Source organism: Paraburkholderia sp. GAS348, assembly GCF_050434205.1.
Lineage (GTDB): Bacteria > Pseudomonadota > Gammaproteobacteria > Burkholderiales > Burkholderiaceae > Paraburkholderia.
Map to the genome: position 1 here is coordinate 19,540 of NZ_JBNPVT010000012.1, position 21,239 is coordinate 40,778.

Genomic DNA, 21,239 nt, shown 5'->3' on the forward strand with positions numbered 1-21,239 from the left:
CATGAAAGTAAAAGATCAAGTGATCTTTAGCCTCTTTTTTAGCATAGAGCATCACTAATACAATTCGTCCTGACCTCTGATAGGAGCGCACGGCAATGTCGGCCACAACGACACCCTTCCCTAAAGCAGTGATTTTCGACGCGTACGGCACGCTTTTCGACGTGCATTCGGTGATTGCTGCCGCGGAGCAGATGTTCCCGGGCCACGGCAATGCGCTCTCGCAGTTGTGGCGCCAAAAACAGATCGAATACACGCAGTTGCGCACGCTCGCCGATCCGGCCGGCGAACCCGGCGCGCATTACCGGCCGTTCTGGGACATTACGCTCGACGCGTTGCGCTTTGCCGCCAAGAAGCTGCATCTCACGCTCGGCCGCGCGGCAGAGAAGCGCTTGATGGACGAATATGCGTGCCTGTCCGCTTTTCCCGATGCCGTGCCCGCGCTGCGCCAGTTGCGCGACGCGCCGTCGGCGTCGTCCAGGTCCGCACCTGCGCCCGCAAGCAGCAAAGCTGGGGCAGCGTCACGGCCCGGTCTTGCCATCCTCTCGAACGGCAATCCGCAAATGCTCGACATCGCCGTGAAGAGCGCCGGCATGACGGGCCTGTTCGACCATGTTCTATCCGTCGACGCAGTGCGCGCCTACAAACCCTCGCCCGCGGCCTATTCGCTCGGCACACAAGCGTTCGACGCGCACCCGCGCGAGATCGTCTTCGTGTCGTCGAACGGCTGGGACGTGGCAGGCGCGAGCTGGTTCGGCTTCACGACTTTCTGGCTTAACCGGCAAAACGCACCAGCCGAAGAGCTGGGCGTCACGCCGCATGGCACGGGCGGAGGCATGAACGATCTGCTCGCTTTTCTGAAGTCCCTCGCGTCGCCCGGCCGCAATAGCGGCACGGGCAGCACGGGTAATCCAGGTGGCAGCCGCACGCGCCACAGCCCTGGCGCATGACAGCCACCACCTGGATCCCACGACGCAATTCAATCGCATCTCAACATTTGCACCTTTGCAATCTGACCGACCAAGGAGAAACCATGGCGAATCCGCTGTCATCGCAATCATCGCTGCAGCTGCCGCAGGGCATGGAAATCACGGCTGAGATCAAGCCGGGCTATGAAGCGATCCTCACCCGCGAAGCGCTCGAACTCGTCGCCGCGCTGCATCGCACGTTCGAACCGCGCCGTCAGCAGCTGTTGCAGGCGCGTGCCGAGCGCACCAAACGGCTCGACGCCGGCGAGCGGCCCGACTTCCTCGCCGAAACGAAAAGCGTGCGCGAAGGCGACTGGAAGATCGCGCCGCTGCCGCAAGATCTGCAATGCCGCCGCGTGGAAATTACCGGACCGGCCGAGCGCAAGATGATCATCAACGCGCTGAATTCGGGCGCGGATTCGTACATGACCGACTTCGAAGATTCGAATGCGCCGAGCTGGGATAACCAGATTACCGGCCACATCAATCTGAAGGACGCGGTGCGCCGCACGATTTCGCTCGAACAGAACGGCAAGTCGTACCAGCTGAACGACAAGATCGCCACACTGATCGTGCGTCCGCGCGGCTGGCATCTGGACGAAAAGCATGTGACGGTGGACGGCAAGCGCGTCTCTGGTGGCATCTTCGATTTCGCGCTCTTCATGGTTCACAACGCGAAGGAACAGATCGCACGCGGCACGGCGCCCTACTTCTATTTGCCGAAGATGGAGAGCCACCTGGAAGCGCGCCTGTGGAACGACATTTTCCTCGCCGCCCAGGAAGCCGTCGGCGTGCCGCGCGGCACGATTCGCGCGACCGTGCTGATCGAAACGATCGTCGCCGCATTCGAAATGGACGAGATCCTGTACGAGTTGCGCGAACACAGCTCGGGTCTGAACGCCGGCCGTTGGGACTACATCTTCTCGGCGATCAAGAAGTTCAAGAGCGACAAGGACTTCTGTCTCGCCGACCGCTCGCAGATCACGATGACCTCGCCGTTCATGCGTGCGTACGCGCTGCTGCTGCTGAAGACCTGCCATCGCCGCAACGCACCGGCAATCGGCGGTATGAGCGCGCTGATCCCGATCAAGAACGATCCGGCGGCGAACGACAAGGCAATGGGCGGTGTGCGCTCGGACAAGGCACGCGATGCCGGCGACGGTTACGACGGCGGCTGGGTCGCGCATCCGGGCCTCGTGCCGATCGCGATGGAAGAATTCGTCAAGGTGCTCGGCGACAAGCCGAATCAGATCGGCAAGCAACGCGCCGACGTGCTCGTCACCGCCTCCGACCTGATGGACTTCCGCCCGGAAGCGCCGATCACCGAAGGCGGTCTGCGCAACAACATCAACGTCGGCATTCACTATCTGGGTTCGTGGCTCGCGGGCAATGGCTGCGTGCCGATTCACAACCTGATGGAAGACGCCGCCACCGCGGAAATCTCGCGCTCGCAAGTGTGGCAATGGATTCGCTCGCCGAAGGGCAAGCTCGAAGACGGCCGCAAGGTTACGGCCGAGATGGTGCGCGAGTTGTCGGCGCAAGAGCTCGACAAGGTGAAGCAGGCCGTTGGCGGCGATACGAAGCCGTACGACCGCGCTGCACAAATCTTCGAAGCAATGTCGACGTCGGAGCAGTTCACCGACTTCCTGACGCTGCCGTTGTACGAGGAAATCTGAGGCATCTGAGCCGCCTCGGGCATCAGCAATAACGACGTCGTACCAGGCCCGCTTTCACCAGCCACGCAAGATGAAAGAGCGGCCCGGGTCGCAAGGCTGACCGACCGGACGGCCCGACAGGCGCATGCCTGCCGGGCCGTTTTTTTGCTCTCGCGATGAGCTCGTTATGTGGTGGTTACGCTTCCTTTATGTTCCGCCAGGTGCTCGTGGTGCGCTCGCCCTGGGCTAGCCATGCCGCCCCTCAGCGCGTGCTGCGATACTCGACCCAATCGCCTGACCTGATTTCCGGGTGGCCCTTCACCGCATTGGGCGCGACCGGATAGAAGCGGCAGTTCACGACGTTACCGTCTACTTTCACCATCACTTCTCGCGCGAGGAAGCGATCTTCGACACCGGGATATACCGCTTCGATCTCGTCGAGCACCGCAACCAGTCCATCGTCGATTTCGTAGACGTCGCCCGTGACGTCCACGCCCGCTTCGTCGACCACCAGGCCCGGATACAAGCCGAAGTCGAATAGATGGCCTCGCACCGTGGCCGTACCGAGCAGATTCGGCGCGGCGACGTCGTTGCGCACCGCAGCATCTCTGAGGTCGTTCACTTCACCGGCACGCAATGTGCCGTATACAAAAACGGTCTGCATCGTCGTTTGCTCTCCTTGATGATGGGTTCGGCTTGCCTCGGCTGTTGCCGGGGTTCATTTCAGCGACGCGCTCGCCACCAGCACGCCGTCGATATCCGCGTAGATCCATTCGCCCGGACGCACCAGCGCACCCGGCAATTGCACCGGCACGTCGCGCTCGCCCGTGCCGCGCTTCTGGCCACGCCGTGGGCAGGTCGCCAACGCCGCCACGCCAACATCGACTTCATTGAGTTCAAGCGTATCGCGCACGCAGCCGTTCAGCACGATGCCCGCCCAGCCGTTCTGCTCGGCGATTTGCGCGAGGTTGCCGCCTACCAGCGCGCAACGCAGACTGCCACCGCCATCGACCACCAGCACCCGGCCCGCGCCCTTCTCCTCCAGCGTGGCGCGCACGAGTGCGTTGTCTTCGAACACCTTTAGCGTGACCACCTCGCCGCTGAAAGACTCGGCGCGGCTGAAGAGATGAAACACCGGCTCTAGCACACGCAGCGTGCCCGACGCCAGTTGGTCCTCGTGTGCATCGCACAAGTCAGCGGTTGCAAAGCTCATGGGGTTCTCCTCGGGATCCGTGCAATCGGGACATTATGCAACGTTGACTCCGACGTAACACCTACAATGAGAGGCCCGCAGTGGTTTTAGGTCCGCACCTTTGGGTCGCGCTTCCCTGATCCACGCCCGAAGACGCGGGGCTTAGGCGCCCCGTGCTCATGGGTTGCATGTTTACAGGCTTCGCGTCTCTTCGAGTTCCATCCTTTGGATCGATCTTCAACATGAATTCGTCCGCTGACTCAGTCCAGCCGAGCCAGGTTCACTTCGCTGACATCCCTCCCGAATTCCAGCCGACCCCAACGCACCCCATCCGCGTGCGCTCGCGGCCGATACCGTCGGGTTGGCGTATCGCGCGACACACGCACGCGTGGGCACAGGTGGCCTATGCGTCGCGCGGTGTGCTGCGGGTCGCGACGACCGGCACGACATGGATGGTGCCGCCATCCCGTGCGATCTGGGTGCCGCCGCATGTGACACACGAAGTGGTCGCGGTCGAAGACGCGTTTTTGCGCACGCTCTACATTACCGAAAGCACCGTCCCGGCCGGACTGGATACGCCGCGCGTGGTCGAAGTATCGGACCTGCTGCGCGAAGTCATCGCCGCGCTCGATACGCCCGGCATTTCAGCCACACGCGAACAACTGTTAGGCGCGCTCGCGCTCGACGAGCTGACGCGCTCGGAGCCACTGCCGCTGTCCGTGCCGATGCCCAACGAGAAGCGCTTGCGCGCGTTGTGCGAGGCAGTGATCGCGGACCCGACGCACGGCGACTCGCTCGAACAATGGGCATCGAGTGTCGGTGCGAGTACGCGCACGATTGCGCGGCTGTTTCGTCAGGAGTTGGGCGTGAGCTTTTCGCAATGGCGTCAGCAGGCCATTCTTGCGCGCGCCATTCCGCTATTGAGCCAGGGGCGGCCGCTTTCGCATGTCGCGCAAGAACTGGGATATCAGAGCCAGAGTGCGTTCTCGGCGATGTTCCGGCGGGCCTTCGGCAAAAGTCCGCGTGCGTTTATTGAGCGAGGCGCTGAACATCGCGTGGAGAGCGGGGATCGTGATGATACAGAGGCGGACGAAGAGACCGCCCAAAAGTGACGGCGTAACGCGTAACCACTAGCCACCAGCCATTAGCCATTAGCCACGAGCCACGAGCCACGAGCCGCAGAGTGTCAGACGCGCCGCGCCAGATGACGGATCGCCCCGAGTTGCGCCAGACGCGGCCCGGTCGGCTTGTACCCCTTGCGCTGATACAGCCGCGCGGCAGGATTGTCGACGAACACGCGCAACTGCAACTCGCGCAGTCCGCGCTCGCGCGCCCACTGATGCGACATGTCGAGCAGATACGTGCCGGCGCCGAGCCGCCGATGCCCTTCGGCGATCTGCACGTCGCGGATATGCAGCGAATCGCCTTCTTGCGTGATGCGCAGCACGCCGATCGGCTCGCCGTCCACTTCGAGAATGAAATTTTCCGACTCGCGCCAGCTACCGAGAAAGAGATCGCCACGCCAGACCAGATGGTGCCGGTGATAGTAGCCCCCCATGTTATTGCGAGTCAGCGCCTCGGCGAACTCGAAATCGTCCATGCTGGCGCGGCGCAGATGAAACGGTGACGGAGCTTCGGTTGGATCGAACATGGTGGAACGACGAAGGTGGGTCGGGTCAACGGTAAAACAGGCTACGCGCGCTGGCAATGGCTGTTTGTCCCGAGCATACCCGGACGATACCCAGGCAGACCGGCTGCGGAAATAAAAAAAGCCCACTTCTTTCGAAGTGGGCTTCTTAAAATCTGGCGGAGCGGACGGGACTCGAACCCGCGACCCCCGGCGTGACAGGCCGGTATTCTAACCAACTGAACTACCGCTCCAGATTTTTGCACCGTGGCTTGTGAGCCTGGCTCACTTACCAACTGCATCGCTCATACTGCTCACTGATTCTGCTCAATGAGCGACGCCGATGTCCTGGCGTCCCCTAGGGGATTCGAACCCCTGTACTCACCGTGAAAGGGTGATGTCCTAGGCCTCTAGACGAAGGGGACAACGTACTGCTTACACCTTTAATGAAAAAGCCCGTTCAGGTTTGTATGAACGGGCTTTGTCTGGCGGAGTGGACGGGACTCGAACCCGCGACCCCCGGCGTGACAGGCCGGTATTCTAACCGACTGAACTACCACTCCAGTCTTTACACCCTGGCTTGCGAGCGTCGGTTATTTCTCTGCAAGCTGCGCTGCTTTACTCATTCTTATCGAATACTAAAGCGACGCTGATGTTTGGCGTCCCCTAGGGGATTCGAACCCCTGTACTCACCGTGAAAGGGTGATGTCCTAGGCCTCTAGACGAAGGGGACATAATCTTTTCAGATCTGTCTTTATCTTGCTGCTAACTTTCGCTAATTTCGCTTCGTCAGCAGCAAAGACCGATATTCTAACTACGTTACAGCCGTTTGTGAAGTCTTTTTTGCTACAAGCTCCAGACTTCGGAACCACTTCACTCTGCTCTGATGGTGGAGGTAAGCGGGATCGAACCGCTGACCTCTTGCATGCCATGCAAGCGCTCTCCCAGCTGAGCTATACCCCCCTTGCAGAACAGAAACGAGATTCTAGAGGCCAATTTGCGCTTTGTAAATACCCTTTGAGCAATTGCATGCGACTTTTTTCGCAAGCCGCATGCAAACCCTCTCAAGGTAAGCGCGAACGCACTTAGGCCAACGCTTTTTCGATACGGCTGACGACGACGTCGCGCCCGAACAGCATCAGCACGCTGTCGATCGACGGCGTGTGCGTGGTGCCCGCCACCATTAGACGAACCGGCATGGCCAGTTGCGGCATCTTCAGCTTATGCGCGCCGAGCGTTGCCTTCAATGCCGCGGCGATTGCTTCCTTGGTCCACTCCGCCGTCTTGAGCGTGGCAGCCAGATCGGCAAGCGCCGGCCGCACGACGTCCGTGACGTGCTGCGCGAGCGCCTCGGCAGCAGGCGCCGGCACGCGATAGAACATCGCGGCGTTTTCGGCGATTTCCTTCACCGTCGACGCGCGGTCCTTCAGCAAGCCCACCACCGCCGTCAGATCGGCGCCTTGCGCGATGGCGGCTTCGTCGATACCCAACTCGGCGAAGAACGGCTTGGCGAGTTCCGCGAGGCGCGCGTTGTCCGCTTCCTTGATGTAGTGAGCGTTAAGCCAGTTCAGCTTGTCGTGGTCGTACTGAGCCGGCGATTTGCCCAGATGCTCCAGATCGAACCATTCGACAAACTGCTCACGCGTGAAGATTTCCGCGTCGCCATGCGACCAGCCCAGCCGCGCCAGATAGTTGACCACCGCTTCCGGCAGATAGCCGGCGTCGCGATAACCCATTACGCTCATCGCGCCATGACGCTTGCTCATCTTCTCGCCCTGCTCGTTCAGCACGGTCGGCAAGTGTGCATAGACCGGCGGCTCACCGCCGAGCGCACGCAGAATGTTGATCTGGCGCGGCGTGTTGTTCACATGATCGTCGCCGCGAATCACGTGGGTGATGCGCATGTCCAGATCGTCGACCACCACGCAGAAGTTGTAGGTCGGCGTGCCGTCCGGACGCGCGATCACGAGGTCGTCGAGTTCTTCGTTCGAGATTTCGATGCGGCCCTTCACGGCGTCGTCCCATGCGACTACACCGGTGAGCGGATTGCGGAAGCGCAGCACGGGCTGCACGCCCGCCGGCGGCTCCGGCAGGACCTTGCCGGGTTCCGGGCGCCACGTGCCGTCATAGCGCGGCTTTTCGCCGGCCTCGCGCTGACGCTCGCGCAGCGCGTCCAGTTCTTCCGTCGACATGTAGCACGGGTACACGAGCCCCGCGTCCTGCATCTGCCTGAGCACTTCGCGGTAACGGTCCATGCGCTGCATCTGGTAGAACGGGCCTTCGTCGACATCGAGGCCAAGCCACGCCATGCCTTCGAGAATGGCATCGACGGATTCGGAGGTGGAGCGCTCGACGTCGGTGTCCTCGATCCGCAGCACGAAGGTCCCTTTCATCTTGCGCGCGAACGCCCACGGATAAAGCGCGGAGCGAATGTTGCCGAGGTGGATGAAGCCGGTGGGACTCGGTGCGAAACGGGTACGAACGGAGGTGGTCATTAGCGGTTACTCGGAAGACAGGCGCCGGCGCCGAGGCGGACATCGCCAGTGAAGCGCGGCAGCGGACCGCGCCCGTGCAGCAGAAAACACCTTACACGGGCACGAGGGAAATAAATGCAAGAGCCGAATTATACCTTCCGAACCCGCGTTGCCTGCCCTCGTCCGAATGGCCGGGGACCAGCACACAGGACGCGCAGGAAGCGTGCCTCAGGACGCCCGAAGGTTTCCTCTGCAACGTTTCATTACCGGGCCGACGCGCGCCCGGAGCTTTGATTTATGATGTGCGCGCGCTGCGGGTGGAGATAGAACCACAGCGTATGGAATCGCCGCCGGCGGTCCTGTCCGTTTGACTATCCGCCTGATCGCGGTACAGGTTGCGCCGACTACGGCGCCGGTGCCGCTGCTGGAGAACTCGTTGAAACCGTCATCCCCTCGCCTCGCCCGTCGCAACTTCTCATTGGCGGCCGCCTCCGCAGTGCTGGCCGCCTGCACCACGACCGGCGGCAGCAAGACCGATAGCGCGGCGGTTGCCGCCACGCCCGCCGCCAACACGCCACCGCTCGACAAACCGCAGCGGCCGGTCCGCGTCGGGCTCGCGCTAGGCGGCGGCGCAGCACGCGGCTTCGCGCACATCGGCGTGATCAAGGCACTGGAGGCGCGCAATATTCAGGTCGACCTCGTGGCCGGCACCAGTGCAGGTTCGGTAGTCGGTGCGCTGTACGCCTCGGGGATGAACGGCTTTGCGCTGAACAAGCTCGCGCTGACCATGGACGAAGCGTCGATCAGCGACTGGGCCATGCCGTTTCGCACGCGCGGCTTTCTACAAGGCGTCGCGCTGCAGAACTACCTGAATACGACCCTCAACAACCGTCCGATCGAGAAGATGGTCAAGCCGCTGGGCGTAGTCGCCACCGATCTGAAAACCGGCCAGCCGATCCTGTTCCAGCGCGGCAACACCGGCATTGCGGTGCGCGCATCGTGCAGCGTGCCGTCGATTTTCGAGCCAGTGAAGATCGGCGGGCACGAATATGTGGACGGCGGTCTGGTGAGCCCGGTGCCCGCCTCGTTTGCGCGCAAGATGGGCGCGGATTTCGTGATCGCCGTAGACATCTCGCAGCGCCCGGAAAGCGGCCTTACCGCCAGTTCGTTCGACGTGCTGATGCAGACTTTCACGATCATGGGCCAGACGATCAAGGCCTATGAACTCGACAAATACGCCGACATCGTGATCCGGCCGAATCTGGCCGCGATGAGCGGCAGCGATTTCTCGCAGCGCAACGCAGCGATCCTGGCTGGAGAGGAAGCGGTGGCGAAGATGATGCCGGAGTTGCAACGCAAGTTAACCGCAAGCCGCGCTGCGGTTTAACCCCCCGGGGTAACGCCGGTTACACCGGCCGGCGCGCTCCGGCTGCCGTCACCCATGCGGCACCGGCACCGGCACAGGCACAGGCTGGGATAGGGCACGGAAGATTCGCCGATATATCGGCAAGCACCCAAACGCAAAAAGCCTGCTTCGTTCGAAGCAGGCTTTTTTCACACCAGAACGGCCAGTGCGGGCTGAACCCGTTACTGATCACCGCCGATCGAAGCATTCACGCGCTTGCGCAGATCTTCGCCGTCCTGATAGGACGTCTCGATCCGGCGTGCACCCGTGAAACGCTTTTCCCAATAGCCGCTATCCAGATCGTCGACGCGGATCGTGCTGCCCGTGGAAGGCGAATGCACGAACTTGTTGTCGCCGATGTAGATGCCGACGTGCGAGAACGTACGGCGCATCGTGTTGAAGAACACCAGATCGCCCGGCTTCAGGTCGCTGACGCGCACCTTCTCGCCGACGCGGCTCATTTCCTCGGCGCGGCGCGGCAGCGCCATACCGAGCGTGTCCTGGAACACGTAGCGAACGAAGCCGCTGCAATCGAGCCCCGAATCGGGCGTGTTACCACCCCAACGATAGCGAACGCCGATCATGTTCAGCGCGCCGACCACCACGTCGCCCGCTTTGCCGGCCATGCCGGACAGGAACGATTTGGCGCCGCCGTCGCTGTCGGGAGCGGCTGATTGCGAATTGAGGGGGGACAAAGAATTCGACCCGCCAGGGGTCGAATATGAGGCATTCTGATTAAAACTGCTGACTTCGTCGGCGAACGCGCCGGGAGCTGCTGCCATCAAGACGCCAATGAACATCCCGGCGACGACGCGCGTGCAAGCCTGGGTTAGGTTTCTGTGCTGCATTGGTCGGTATTTTTTGCCTAAAAATCAGTGGGCTACGGAAAAAAGTTTGGTCGATACTAGCCAGTAAGTATTCGTGTGTCAAAACAAATAGAAAAATACAATCGAGACACGCACCCAATTGGTGAAAGAGTACAAAATCAGTCGTCAAGCACTGCTTTCAGCAGCTTTCGGGTGTAAGGGTGCGCCGGTGTCGCAAAAATCTGCTCAACGCCCCCGCTTTCGACGATTGAACCGTTTTGCATAACCGCGACACGATGCGCCATCGCCCCAATCACGGCCAGATCGTGGCTGATGAAAACGAAGCCGAGGTTGTACTTCTGTTGCAACCCGGCAAGCAATTTCAGCACCTGCTGCTGGATCGACACGTCGAGTGCACTGGTCGGTTCGTCGAGGATCAGGATGCGTGGCTCCAGCACCAGAGCGCGCGCGATCGCAATCCGCTGACGCTGACCGCCGGAGAACTCATGCGGATAGCGGTACATCACCGTGCGGTCCAAACCGACTTCGCGCAGGACCGACACCACCTTGTCGCGCCGCGCCTCCAGACTCATCTGCGGCCGATGCAGCGCGAGCCCTTCGCCGACAATCCGCTCGATGGTCTGGCGCGGCGAAAGCGAACTAAATGGATCCTGAAAGACGATTTGCATATTCGAGCGTAAGGCGGTCTGTTCGGCGCCGCGATAGCTGCCGAGCGCCCGGCCCTGAAACTCGATCTCGCCGTGCGCGGTGCGTTGCAGACCGAGCAAGGCCATCGCCAGCGTCGATTTGCCCGAACCCGATTCGCCGACGATCCCCAGCGTCTCGCCCTGGCGCACCGACACGCTCGCATCGGCGACCGCGCGGAAATGCCCCGAGCGAAACCAGCCGCTCCAGCCCGGCAGTTTCGTTTTGAAATCGACTGAGACATCGCGCGCTTCGAGCAGCACGGGTGAAATCGGCAGCACCGGGACCACCGTGCGCTGCGGACGGCTCTCCAGCAGACGTTGCGTGTACGGATGCTGCGGCGACTCGAACACCTGCTCGACCGGCCCGCTCTCAACGAGTACGCCCTTCTCCATCACCGCGATGCGTTGTGCGAAATGGCGCACCAGATTCAGGTCGTGCGTGATCAGCAGCACAGCCATGCCGCGCTTCTCGGCTTCGTCGCGTTGCAGTTCCAGCAGCAGTTCGACGATCTGCGCGCGGATCGTCACGTCGAGCGCCGTGGTCGGCTCATCGGCCAGCAACAGGCGCGGGCGGCACGCGAGCGCCATCGCGATCATCGCGCGCTGCCGCTGACCGCCCGAGAGCTGATGCGGATAGCTATTCACACGCTTGCCGGGCTCGGCGATGCCCGTGCGCCCCAGCAACGCGACGGCGCGCTTACGCGCTTCGTTCGCCGTTACGCCGTCGTGCACGACGATCGTCTCCGCAATCTGGTCACCGACCGTATAGAGCGGATTGAGGGCCGTCATCGGCTCCTGGAAGATCATCGCGATGTCCGAGCCGCGCATGCCGCGCATCTCGCGCTCGCTTTTGGCGAGCAGATCCTGGCCGTCGAAACGGATCGCCCCGCTGACCTGCGCGTCGCTCAACAGACGCAGGATCGACAGCGCGGTCACGCTCTTGCCCGAGCCCGATTCGCCGACCAGCGCGACCCGCTCGCCGCGTTGGATCGCGAGCGTCACGTCGTTCACCGCGACCGTATCGCCAAAGGTCACATGCAGACGATCGAGTTCAAGCAGCGGCGGCAGTGTGCCTTGTTTTGCGTCGTTCTCCACCATGGCGCTCACTGGTTGCCTCCCGCTCGCATGGCATCGGAGATGCGGGTGTCCAGCGCATTACGCAGCGCATCGCCCATGAACGTCAGCAGCAACAGCATCGCGACCAGCACGCCGAAAGTGGACAACGAGATCCACCAAGCGTCGAGATTCGCCTTGCCTTGCGCAAGCAGTTCGCCGAGGCTCGGCGTCGGCGATGGCACGCCAAGGCCGAGAAAGTCGAGGCTGGTGAGCGCGAGAATCGCGCCGCTCATGCGGAACGGCAAAAACGTGATCACCGGCGTCAAACTGTTGGGCAATACGTGCCGCCACATGATCTGCCCGTTCGAGAGCCCCATCGCCCGCGCCGCACGCACATAGTCCTGCTGACGGTTGCGCAGAAACTCCGCGCGCACGTAATCGGACAAGCCGATCCAGCCGAACAACGACAGCAGCACGATCAGCAGAATGAACCCCGGCTCGAAGATCGACGAGAAAATGATCAACAGGTAAAGCTCCGGCATGGCGCTCCAGATTTCTATCAGACGCTGCCCGATGATATCCGTACGCCCTCCGAAGTAACCCTGCACAGCGCCCGCGGCAATCCCGAGTACGGTGCCAATCAAGGTCAGCACCAGCCCGAATTCCACCGACACGCGAAAACCGTACAGAAGACGCGCGAAGAGATCGCGGCCCCGGTCGTCGGTGCCGAGCCAGTTATCGCGCGACGGCGGCGCCGGGTTCGGCGCCTTCGAGAAATAATTCAGCGTGTCGTAGTAATACCGGTTCGGCGGATACACCGCGAAGTTACCCGGCGTATCGAAACGATGCTTGATATACGGATCGAGATAATCGGCGGGCGTCGGGAAGTCGCCGCCGAAGGTGGTCTCCGCGTAGGTCTTGAACATTGGAAAATACAACTGCCCTTCGTAGCGCACCACGAGCGGCTTGTCGTTCGACCACAACGGCCCGGCGAGGCTCACCGCAAACGCGACGACGAAGATGATCAGACTCCAGTAGCCCAGTCGCTGCTGGCGAAAACGCTGCCAGACGCGGCGCGCCGGCGTTGGCGACACGAACGCGCGAACCGGTTCGGTGCGCACCGCCGCATCGGCTGAAAGGCGGGCTCGATTCATCAGCGCTCCAGTTGTTCGAATTGGATGCGGGGATCGACCCACACATAGCAAAGATCGGAGATCAGCTTGGTCGCAAGACCGATCAGCGTGAACAGATACAGCGTGCCGAGCACGACCGGATAATCGCGCCGCACCACGGATTCGTACGACAACAGGCCGAGTCCGTCGAGCGAAAACAGCGTCTCGATCAGCAGACTGCCGGTGAAAAATGCACCGATAAACGCCGCCGGAAAACCGACGATCAACGGCAGCAACGCGTTGCGAAACACGTGCTTCCACAGCACGCGCTTTTCCGACAAACCTTTGGCGCGCGCGGTCAGCACGTATTGCTTGCGGATTTCGTCGAGGAAGGCGTTTTTCGTCAGCATCGTGACGACGGCGAAGCTGCCTACCACCGAGGCCGTGATCGGCAACGCGATATGCCACAGGTAGTCGACGATCTTGCCGCCAACACTCAGCTGCGCCCAGTTGTCCGAGGTGAGATTGCGCAGCGGGAAGAGCTGCAGGAAGCTGCCGCCGCCGAACAGCACCAGCAACAGCACACCCAATACAAAGCCCGGAATCGCGTAACCGACCAACACGACCAGGCTCGTCGCGATATCAAAGCGCGAACCGTTGCGCACCGCCTTGGCGATGCCCAAGGGCACCGATATCAGGTAAGTCAGAAAGAACGTCCATAAGCCGATGCTGATCGACACCGGCAACTTCGAAACGATTAGCGACCACACGCTTTGGTGGCGGAAATAGCTCTGGCCAAGGTCGAACGTCGAGAAGCGCTTTAGCATCAGGACATAGCGTTCGAGCGGCGGTTTGTCGAAGCCATACAGCGCTTTCAATTGCGCGATCTGCTGCGCGTCGACGCCGGTATGCGAGCGCAGACCGAACGGCGCGCCGTTCTCCGCACCTTTGCGCAGCTCGTGCTGCATCTGTTCGACCGGGCCGCCCGGGACGAACTGGATCACGGCGAAGGTCAGCGTCAGCACGCCGAGCAAGGTCGGGATCATCAACAACAGGCGTTTGAGGATGTAGCTCCACATGGCGGCGTTTCCGGTGCGAAGGCGGTGAATGAATGACGCTTTAGCGCGCCTGAGCTTGCGGCTGCGGCGGTTGCGGCGGTTGCGGCGGGTGCGGCGGGTGCGGCGGGTGCGGCTGGGCATACCACCACATCGACGTGATCCAGCCTTCCGCTCCATAGTACAAAGGCAAGGTCTTAGGCCACGCAAGCCCGCGCTTGAACGCCACCCGATGCGTCGCGCTGTACCAGTGCGGCACCACATAGTAGCCATGCATCAGCACGCGGTCGAGCGCGTGTGTCGCGTCGACCAGTTGCTCGCGCGTCTGCGCATGCACGAGCGCGTTCAGGATCGCGTCGACGGCCGGCGACTTCAACCCGATCATGTTGTCCGAGCCCGGGGTGTCCGCGGCTTTGCTGCCGAAGCGGTCGATCTGCTCCGATCCTGGCACCTGCACGTCCGGCATGCGGATCGTGGTCGTGTCGAAATCGAATGCGTCGAGACGCTTCTGATAGACAGCGAAATCGGACACCCGAAACGTGGCGGTAATGCCGAGCTTCTGCAGATTGCGGATGAACGTCGCGACGATCGGCTCCATTTGCGCGGCCGACCCGGAATCGTCGAGGATCTCGAACTGGAACGGCTCGCCTTTGGCGTTACGCAGCGCGTTGTCGCGATAAGTCCACCCTGCCTGCTGCAACAAGGCACGCGCCTGCAGGAGATTGGCGCGCAGCGAACCCGGCGGATCCGTGTCCGGCTGCTTCGGCGGCGGACCGAACACCGCAGGATCGAGTTTTGCGCGCCATGGTTCGAGCAGCGCGAGTTCGCCCGGCGCAGGCAGACCCTTCGCCTGCAAATCCGTATTGGCGAAGAAGCTGTCGATGCGCGTGTACTGATTGAAGAACAGCTGGCGGTCCAGCCACTGAAAATCGAGCGCGAGATCGAGCGCCTTGCGCACCCGCACGTCTTGAAACAACGGCCGGCGCAGATTGAGCATGAAGCCCTGCATGCCGGTGCCGTTGTGCTGCGGAAATTCGCGCTTGATCAACTCGCCGCTATCGAACTTCTTGCCGACGTCGCGCCGCACCCAATTGCGCGCGACGTATTCGACCATCGCATCGTATTCGCCCGCCTTGAACGCTTCCAGCCGCGCGACGTTATCCGAATACAGCTTATAAACAATGCGATCGAAATTGTTCATGCCGACGCGCACCGGCAGCGCCGCGCCCCAGTAGTTCGGGTCGCGCCGGTAGGTGATCGTGCGGCCGTTGTCGTACTGTTCGATCAGGTACGGCCCACTTCCGATCGGCTTCTCGAACGCCAGCTGGTCGAATGCGATCCGGCTGCCATCCGGCTTCATCCCCCACTTGCGCGAGAAGACCGGCATGCTGCCCGCGAGCAACGGCAACTCCCGATTGCGTTGATGAAACTCGAAGCGGATCGTACGCGGATCCACCACTACCGCACGCGTGATCTCACCGAAAATCGATGCGAATTGCGGCGCAGCTTGCGGGCTTTTCAGCGTGTCGAGCGAAAACTTGACGTCGTCGGCAGTGACCGGATCGCCATTCGAAAACCGGGCGCGCGGATTGATGTGGAACGTGGTCGACAGGCCGTCGGGCGCGATATCGATGTCGTCGGCGAGCAGGCCATAGGCGGAGGCCACTTCGTCGCTGCTGCCGATGGTCAGGCTTTCGAACAGCAGATCGACGCCCGGTGCGGTATTGCCGCGCAGTGTGAACGGATTGAATTTATCGAAACTGGTAAGCCGACTCGGATTGGCCAGCACCAGCGTGCCGCCTTTTGGCGCATCCGGGTTGACGTAGTCGAAGTGCTTGAAACCGGCCGGATATTTCGGCTCGCCGTATTGCGCGATCGCATAGGCCGCATGGGCCTCGGGCGCCGCGAGCAAACCAGCCAGGGCAGACACGCTGCACAGTGCGGCGGCGCACGCCGAGCGCCAGGAACGTGGCACAACCCGCGGCACAACCGGTAGACCGACACGCGATAGCCTGTGAATCACGCTGCACCAAGGTGCTTGAGGCGTTTGAACCCATCGCGAGCCAGTTGTCATAGGGGCCTTGTTGGTCAGTGGGCAATTGCAATGCGAGAGAATTCTACCCAATAAACCCGCGCTGTCCGCGCATCGGATCTGCCCGACCTTCACGCGCGTGGTGAGCAAACCTCATTGGAAGAATTCATGGGCTTCCTCGCTGGTAAACGTATCCTGCTGACGGGCCTGCTGGTTTCGCGAGCGCAATAAAAAAACCGCCCAACCGGCGGTTTTTTTCGACTCCATTGCGGGTTCAACCTTGGCTTAGCGGCTTAGTGCCAGCCGCGACGATTGTCGTAGTGGTCGCGGCCGTAATCGTAGCGGCCCGGAGGATGATGACGATACCAGTCGTCACGCGCCCAGTAGCGGCGGCCGTCCCAGTAGCGGTCGCCGTGCCAGCCGATCACGATCGTCGGGCCACCGTAGTACACGGGAGCAGGCTGGTAGACGACGGGCGGCGGAGGCGGCGGAGGCGGTGCATAGACCGGAGCCGGGGCCACGTAGACCGGCGCGGGAATGCCGATGTTGACACCAATGTTGACCCCGCCGGCCATTGCAGCACCCGACGCAGCCAACCCGAGAACCCCGATCAGAAGTGGAACAAGACGCGCGGACTTCATTGATCACCCCTTTTGACGAATGTGTTGTTGGCCGAAATATAGCGCAAGGCAGCCATCCGCGTATTTCAACTTTGTAATAACTGATGCATAACATCGCGCTGCTGACCGCCCGGTTACGTCTCGTTACATTGGACAAAGTTCTGGTGAAAAAGTAGTGCCAGTGCAATCAGGCCGCCTTGCCGTTAGTCGCCCATCCGCCGGCCAATTACCCATCTTTCACCGCCCTCGCCGCTGCGAGGCAATTCTAGCCGCTGCTCGCGCACGCGCCGGGAATCCGGTCGCCGCCTCCTCGATCGGTCTTGTGACCGCGGTATTGGCGTCCCGCATATCAGTAGGATATCGAAGCATTCTTGCGGCACGCAGCGCGCAGTTGTTCGCCGCAGCGGCTCGCTACATCCACCAGGACCTGATGGTCGGCGTAAACCAATTCGAACGTGCAGTACGCGCCGGGCTCCGGTTCGCTGTTCACCGACGAAGGCGTGTTCAATACGTACGGCGTGATTTCCACGTACCGGATCACGCCAGCCGTCACTGTCGGTGCCGGCTACAGCTACACGCAAGCCAGCAATGCGAATGGCATCAGCGATGCTGCACGCTATCAGCAGATTTCGCTCGAGCAGACGTACTCCCTCTCCACACGCACGACGTTATACGCATTGGAGGCGTATCAGCATGCGCGGGGCAAGACGTTGGTTGCTGCGGGCAGCACGGGGACGAGCATGACTGACGCAGTGGCTGTGGTCGGCGACTCGCAGAATACGACGCCATCGTCAGGGCCATCGCAATTCGTCGGCATGATCGGGTTGCGCCACGCGTTTTGATGCTGAGTGCGAGCGGCACAAAAACAAAACCCCGCAGAGCCTAAACTCTGCGGGGCTTGCCGCCATTGCTGGCGGAGACGGAGGGATTCGAACCCTCGATCCAGGTTTTGGCCCAGATGCTCCCTTAGCAGGGGAGTGCCTTCGACCTCTCGGCCACGTCTCCCAAACTTTCGGTTGCGCAGGGAGTCAGCGCAACGAAGCCAAGATAATAGCGGGCCGAACCGCGAAGGTCAATGTCTACCGAACATTTTTTGTGCCAGTTTTGTCATCGACGACGCAATTTATTCACGTTGCCCTGGCATGCAGTCATGCATTCGGAGACGCGGTGCGCCTGCTCACATCACCTCGCTCCGCCCCGCGTGCAGCAAATTACACCTGATCCAGTTCGAACGCCTTATGCAGCGCGCGCACGGCGAGCTCCATGTACTTCTCGTCGATCAGCACCGAAATCTTGATTTCGGAGGTGGAGATCATCTGGATATTGATGCCCTCTTCCGACAGCGTGCGGAACATCGTGCTCGCGATACCCACGTGCGAGCGCATGCCGACGCCGACCACCGACACCTTCGACACCTTCGGATCGCCCAAGACCTGCTCAGCCTGCACATGCCCCTTCACCTGGGTAGTGAGGATCTCCATGGCGCGCTGATAGTCGCCGCGGCCGACCGTGAACGTGAAGGCGGTTTTACCTTCGACGCTCTGGTTCTGGATGATCATGTCGACGTCGATATTCGCGTCCGCCACCGGGCCGAGAATCTGATATGCGATGCCCGGCCTGTCGGGCACCCCCATCACGGCGATACGAGCTTCGTCTCGCTGGAACGCGATGCCCGAGATGACTGCTTTTTCCATGGTCTCGTCTTCTTCAAAAGTAATCAGGGTGCCCGACTTCATTTCAGTGTCGAGCGGGATGAGCGGATCGGTCAGGCTCGACAGCACACGCGTCTTCACCTGATATTTGCCGGCGAATTCCACCGAGCGGATCTGCAGCACCTTGGAACCCAGGCTTGCCATTTCCAGCATCTCTTCGAACGTCACGCGATCGAGGCGGCGCGCTTCTTCCACCACGCGCGGGTCGGTCGTGTAGACGCCGTCGACGTCCGTGTAAATCAGGCACTCGTCGGCTTTCAATGCGGCAGCGACCGCGACAGCGGACGTATCCGAACCGCCGCGCCCGAGCGTGGTGATGTGGCCGTCAGGATCGATACCCTGGAAGCCGGTGATCACCACCACTTTGCCCGCGTCGAGATCGCGCAGCACGCGCTCGCCGTCGATTTCGCTTATGCGTGCTTTCGTGAACGCGCTATCCGTTTTGACCGGCACTTGCCAGCCGGCATAGCTGACCGCGTCGATGCCGGCTTCCTGCAGCGCGATGGCCAGCAGTCCCGAGCTGACCTGCTCGCCGGTAGCGGCAATCATGTCGAGTTCGCGCGGGCTCGGCTGACTCGTGATTTCTTTCGCAAGACCGAGCAAGCGGTTGGTTTCGCCGGACATTGCCGACGGCACGACGACCATCTTGTGGCCAGCCTTGTGCCATTTCGCGACGCGCTTGGCGACGTTCTTGATGCGCTCGACCGAGCCCATCGAGGTGCCGCCGTATTTATGTACGATGAGTGCCATTGTCGTTCTGAACTGGAGGATAAACCGCGCTGGCGCGCTGGAGACGACCGCACAAAAGCACAGGAGCGCAACGTCTTGTGAACGACGGCAAAGTGTGTGGCGGCGCAGATGCAGCGCGCGTGCAGCACGCGCGGATTTGCCCGGGAATGGTCGCTAGTGGCTTACCGGAAACGACGGATCACGATCGCAAACCGACGACAGCGACCGCGAAATCGGGTCGGGCAAACAAGTTAAATTACCCGATCGAGCGCAAAAAGACAAGCCGAAATGCCCGTCGAATGGCCCATATTACGGCCTGAAAAAGCTTATCCGGTGCGGTTTTGCGCCCTGGTTCGGCGATTCACCGGATAGATAGTCCGCCTGTCCGACTGGTCGGTCAGGCGGTCAGGCGGTCAGGCGGTCAGGCGGTCAGGCGGTCAGGCGGTCAGGCGGTCAGGCGGTCAGGCGGTCAGGCGGTCAGGCGGTCAGGCAATCAGGCAATCAGGCAATCAGGCAATCAGGCAATCAGGCAATCAGGCAATCAGCAGATCGTCGCGCCAAATGATCCTGACACGCGGCTCGGCCGCATTGACCTGTTCGGGCAACGCTGCGCGGTTCAGCCCGAGCAAGGGCACGAATAGCAGATCGCCGCCCACGTAAAGCAGCGGCACGTCACGCTTCCATGCGGGAATGCCTCGCTCCTGGAACAGGTTTTTCAGCGTGCGGCTCGGGCTGCCGGGTGCGGCGCTCGTGCGCATCCGTTCGCCGCCGCTGCGCGATCGCGCGCTCAACAATGCCCCGCGTAGAACGCTGACGGGAAACGTATCCGGATCGCCCCGCGCTGCATCGGCATTGCCGCACGCGTCGGCGTCGCCATCGCAATCGGCATCTGCACCACCATCGCCATCGGAAACAGCGCCGGCCTCGCCGTCCAGATTCGCCGCGACAGCGACAAACACAAACGTGCCTCGCCATTGCGGCAAACGCCAGATCGCTTCACCCTGCCATGCGAGTTCACTGACTGCGCGCTCGGTGAGCGCGGTTTCGTCGGCGGCTTCGCTGCTTTCGCCCGCTTCCCAGTAGACGAGACCGCGATAGCTGCGCAACGCCTGCCCCGCATGATCGATACGCAGGTTATGGCCCTCGCCGGCTTCCCCGACTTCGCGCAACTGGCGCAAAGCGTCGGTCAGACGCGCGGTCGATGCAGCGACGAGACCCAGCGTGCGCATCCAGTAGCGCAGCAGGTTGAGCGCGCGATCGTCGCCGAGGGTGAGCAGCGCGTCATGCGATAGCGCACGGCCTTCATCGCGCACGGCTGCGTCCAGATCGATGCGCGCCAGATCGTCGAGCAGACGTTGCGCCGATGCCGCATGCGCCGCCGTGCGCGCGAGTGCGTCGCGAAAACCAGGAAAGTGGACGGCCAGCGCCGGTGTCACCTCGTGGCGCAATGCGTTGCGCGCGTAACGTGTGTCGGCGTTCGATTCGTCGTCGATCCAGCGCAGATCGCGGGCGTTCGCATACTGTTCGAGTTGCGCTCGCAGCAGGTGCAGCAAAGGTCTCACGCGCACCGCAGAGGCGCCCGCCGGCCAATACTCGGGCGCCATTGCAGCCAGACCCGCCAGGCCCGCGCCGCGCAGCAGTTGCAACAGCACCGTCTCCGCCTGGTCGTCAGCGTGTTGCGCGAGCCATAGCGTGTGCACGGCGCGTGTTGCGCACATTGCGTCCAGCGCGCGGTAACGCGCATCGCGCGCCGCGGCCTCGACACTCACGCCCGCGTCACGCGGCACTTCGACGCGCTGCGCCGCGAATTCGACGCCACGTTCCTGTGCAAACGCCTCGCAGTGTGCAAGCCACGCGTCGGCGTGAGCGCTGAGGCCATGATGCACATGCAGCGCGACACAACGCGACGCGCCCGCGACACGCGCCGCCGCATCGAGCAGCACGCTCGAATCGACGCCGCCACTGAACGCCACCGCAATGCGCCCATCCGCAGGCAGCGCGGACAGCGCCGCGCCGACCGCCTCAAGAACGAGGCGGTCGGCGGGCGAATCGGTGGTGGGAGTCACGTCGCTAGCGCGTGAAGCGCCGAAGG

General features: G+C 61.9%; 16 protein-coding genes, 6 tRNA genes and 1 pseudogene. 5 read left to right on the plus strand and 18 right to left on the minus strand.

Annotated features, from left to right (window positions below; genetic code table 11):
• Positions 1–95 precede the first annotated feature (95 nt).
• A complete protein-coding gene (locus tag P3T22_RS20265) occupies positions 96–947 on the plus strand; it encodes a (S)-2-haloacid dehalogenase (protein ID WP_063496565.1) in 852 nt (283 codons plus the stop codon).
• A gap of 83 nt (positions 948–1,030) precedes the next feature.
• Positions 1,031–2,641, plus strand: coding sequence for a malate synthase A (gene aceB / locus P3T22_RS20270; RefSeq protein WP_429325937.1), 1,611 nt, complete (start codon positions 1,031–1,033; stop codon positions 2,639–2,641).
• A gap of 241 nt (positions 2,642–2,882) precedes the next feature.
• On the opposite strand, the gene P3T22_RS20275 is transcribed toward aceB, so the two are convergent.
• Both P3T22_RS20275 and rraA read right to left on the minus strand, forming a co-directional pair.
• Complete coding sequence (locus P3T22_RS20275) at positions 2,883–3,284, minus strand: gamma-glutamylcyclotransferase family protein (protein WP_063496567.1); 402 nt, start codon at positions 3,282–3,284, stop codon at positions 2,883–2,885.
• Between the two features lie 54 nt (positions 3,285–3,338).
• Positions 3,339–3,833 (minus strand): ribonuclease E activity regulator RraA, encoded by a 495-nt coding sequence (gene rraA / locus P3T22_RS20280; protein ID WP_063496568.1) that lies wholly within the window; start codon positions 3,831–3,833, stop codon positions 3,339–3,341.
• 221 nt (positions 3,834–4,054) lie between these two features.
• Here rraA and P3T22_RS20285 point away from each other — a divergent pair, with 221 nt between their 5' ends.
• A complete protein-coding gene (locus P3T22_RS20285; protein WP_063496569.1) occupies positions 4,055–4,924 on the plus strand; it encodes an AraC family transcriptional regulator in 870 nt (289 codons plus the stop codon).
• A 74-nt stretch (positions 4,925–4,998) separates the two neighbouring features.
• Here P3T22_RS20285 and P3T22_RS20290 read toward each other — a convergent pair whose 3' ends face one another.
• The 7 genes from P3T22_RS20290 to gltX form a co-directional block, all read right to left on the minus strand.
• Positions 4,999–5,463: a GNAT family N-acetyltransferase gene (locus P3T22_RS20290; RefSeq protein ID WP_063496570.1), complete on the minus strand. Its 465-nt coding sequence runs from the start codon at positions 5,461–5,463 to the stop codon at positions 4,999–5,001.
• Positions 5,464–5,616: 153 nt separating this feature from the next.
• Positions 5,617–5,693 (minus strand) — tRNA-Asp (locus tag P3T22_RS20295).
• A 95-nt stretch (positions 5,694–5,788) separates the two neighbouring features.
• Positions 5,789–5,864, minus strand: a tRNA-Glu gene (locus P3T22_RS20300).
• A gap of 61 nt (positions 5,865–5,925) precedes the next feature.
• Positions 5,926–6,002: transfer RNA gene (locus tag P3T22_RS20305), tRNA-Asp, on the minus strand.
• A gap of 94 nt (positions 6,003–6,096) precedes the next feature.
• Positions 6,097–6,172 (minus strand) — tRNA-Glu (locus tag P3T22_RS20310).
• A 154-nt stretch (positions 6,173–6,326) separates the two neighbouring features.
• Positions 6,327–6,402: transfer RNA gene (locus P3T22_RS20315), tRNA-Ala, on the minus strand.
• Between the two features lie 122 nt (positions 6,403–6,524).
• Positions 6,525–7,934: a glutamate--tRNA ligase gene (gltX, locus tag P3T22_RS20320; protein ID WP_429325938.1), complete on the minus strand. Its 1,410-nt coding sequence runs from the start codon at positions 7,932–7,934 to the stop codon at positions 6,525–6,527.
• Between the two features lie 415 nt (positions 7,935–8,349).
• On the opposite strand from gltX, the gene P3T22_RS20325 reads away from it, so the two are divergent.
• Complete coding sequence (locus tag P3T22_RS20325) at positions 8,350–9,300, plus strand: patatin-like phospholipase family protein (protein WP_429325939.1); 951 nt, start codon at positions 8,350–8,352, stop codon at positions 9,298–9,300.
• 200 nt (positions 9,301–9,500) lie between these two features.
• Here the strand turns inward: P3T22_RS20325 and P3T22_RS20330 are convergent, their stop codons facing one another.
• The 6 genes from P3T22_RS20330 to P3T22_RS20355 all read right to left on the minus strand — a co-directional run bounded on the left by P3T22_RS20330 (position 9,501) and on the right by P3T22_RS20355 (position 16,727).
• Entirely contained in the window at positions 9,501–10,166 is a 666-nt protein-coding gene (locus P3T22_RS20330) for a C40 family peptidase (RefSeq protein WP_429325940.1), read from the minus strand.
• A gap of 137 nt (positions 10,167–10,303) precedes the next feature.
• Positions 10,304–11,929: an ABC transporter ATP-binding protein gene (locus tag P3T22_RS20335; protein WP_429326003.1), complete on the minus strand. Its 1,626-nt coding sequence runs from the start codon at positions 11,927–11,929 to the stop codon at positions 10,304–10,306.
• A gap of 5 nt (positions 11,930–11,934) precedes the next feature.
• Positions 11,935–13,041 (minus strand): ABC transporter permease, encoded by a 1,107-nt coding sequence (locus tag P3T22_RS20340; protein WP_429325941.1) that lies wholly within the window; start codon positions 13,039–13,041, stop codon positions 11,935–11,937.
• Positions 13,041–14,078: a microcin C ABC transporter permease YejB gene (locus P3T22_RS20345; protein WP_063497990.1), complete on the minus strand. Its 1,038-nt coding sequence runs from the start codon at positions 14,076–14,078 to the stop codon at positions 13,041–13,043. Before P3T22_RS20345 ends, P3T22_RS20340 begins: the two co-directional genes overlap by 1 nt.
• A 40-nt stretch (positions 14,079–14,118) precedes the next feature.
• Positions 14,119–16,128 carry an extracellular solute-binding protein gene (locus P3T22_RS20350; protein WP_236720843.1) on the minus strand — a complete coding sequence of 670 codons (2,010 nt, stop codon included), beginning with the start codon at positions 16,126–16,128 and terminating at the stop codon, positions 14,119–14,121.
• 251 nt (positions 16,129–16,379) lie between these two features.
• On the minus strand, positions 16,380–16,727 hold the full coding sequence (locus P3T22_RS20355) for a hypothetical protein (RefSeq protein ID WP_063496575.1): 348 nt from the start codon (positions 16,725–16,727) through the stop codon (positions 16,380–16,382).
• Between the two features lie 334 nt (positions 16,728–17,061).
• Here P3T22_RS20355 and P3T22_RS20360 point away from each other — a divergent pair.
• Positions 17,062–17,548, plus strand: a pseudogene (locus tag P3T22_RS20360) (porin); the annotation flags it as partial.
• A gap of 69 nt (positions 17,549–17,617) precedes the next feature.
• Here P3T22_RS20360 and P3T22_RS20365 read toward each other — a convergent pair.
• The 3 genes from P3T22_RS20365 to tilS form a co-directional block, all read right to left on the minus strand.
• Positions 17,618–17,711: transfer RNA gene (locus P3T22_RS20365), tRNA-Ser, on the minus strand.
• A 206-nt stretch (positions 17,712–17,917) separates the two neighbouring features.
• Complete coding sequence (locus tag P3T22_RS20370; protein ID WP_063496576.1) at positions 17,918–19,168, minus strand: aspartate kinase; 1,251 nt, start codon at positions 19,166–19,168, stop codon at positions 17,918–17,920.
• Between the two features lie 512 nt (positions 19,169–19,680).
• Entirely contained in the window at positions 19,681–21,213 is a 1,533-nt protein-coding gene (gene tilS / locus P3T22_RS20375; protein ID WP_429325942.1) for a tRNA lysidine(34) synthetase TilS, read from the minus strand.
• Positions 21,214–21,239 lie beyond the last annotated feature (26 nt).